Origin of the sequence: Pantoea sp. Taur (assembly GCF_009830025.1) — a bacterium.
Classification (GTDB): Bacteria; Pseudomonadota; Gammaproteobacteria; order Enterobacterales; family Enterobacteriaceae; genus Pantoea; species Pantoea communis.
Genome location: NZ_SZZZ01000058.1, coordinates 1 through 1,182, shown reverse-complemented (window position 1 = coordinate 1,182; position 1,182 = coordinate 1). Strand labels below are relative to the sequence as shown.

Here is a 1,182-nt window from a genome sequence, read left to right as displayed (position 1 = left end):
GAAGCGCCTTCAAGTGTCCAGAGCAGTTTCATCACCCACGCTGTCGATTCCCTGAAGCTGAGCTGGTTAGGCCAGTATCCCTTCAGCGTTGAGGCCATTCTTATCATCTGATATCTCACCAGATTGTAGGCCAGCAGCACGCCCCACAGCTCCTGCCTTATCATCTCCGGCTTCCTGCTGCGAAGCGTGAGCCTGCTGTCCTGGAGACCCTGCTTTATTTCACGATATCCCAGCTCTATCTCCCAGCGATGACTGTAGAGATCCGCTATTTCTTTACCCGGGTAACGCATCGCATCCGTCATCGACGTCAGGAACCGCCACGTCCGGCCTTTTATTTCCCGGCTTATCATCCTCATCTCTGTGTGCGCCGCCAGATGCGGCCATTTCTTCCGTGAATGAGCGGAGGTTTTTACCCGGATAAGTATGTCTCCCTTCCCCAGACGACGTACCTCTTCGTACTGCAGGTCTTTACGTGCCGCTATCATCCAGTGACGATTTTCGCCGGCCTCATGCCAGGCGCTAAGCAGACCGAATGACGTGTAGCCCTTATCGAAGAGGGTCAGGCTGTTGTCGCACGCGCGTTCAATGAGACCTTCTGCCAGCACCATCTCATTCTCGTTCTGGCAGCCCATCGCGGCGCCGCTGATAAGATGGCTGGTGAGTTCCATCAGGCAGACCATGCGAACCTGCGGATAAGGAGAGGCGCCTGCCACCGTGCCTGAACGGACGAAAGCCTTCTCATTATCAGGTGTTTCTGGCGTGCGCCAGACAACGCCGTCAACAGCGTACAGCGTCAGACCACACCAGTCAGGGTGGGAAGTCTGTGCATTCCAGAGCTCGCTGCTCTGTTCGAAAACCCGCCGTACAGCGTCGTCCCCCAGCCGCTGCCTTGCCTGCACTACGGCACTGGGCGCAACGAAAGGACGGTTTCCAGGTAAAAGAATATCAAGGCGATTAACGATGGCGTGAAGGGGTTCTTTGCGCTCAAGGGCCATGCCGATGAGACACCAGACCATCATATCTGTAGTGAGTCTGCGCTTACGGAGCGTGACCGTGCCAGCTTCCTCAAGGCAGCGGCTGATGAGCGCAGGGTCAAGAACATCCGCGAGCGTATTCAGAGGATTACGAAGAGAATCGTAACGAGAGACGATATCAAGGGCCTGACTGAGCTGCATAAAAAAA

Annotated in this window: 1 protein-coding gene; it reads right to left on the bottom strand. The window is 55.6% G+C overall.

All coding sequences use genetic code 11. The features are described from left to right. The coding region (locus FD744_RS25200) for an IS4 family transposase (RefSeq protein ID WP_160870030.1) at positions 1-1,182 on the bottom strand (1,182 nt) is incomplete at both ends.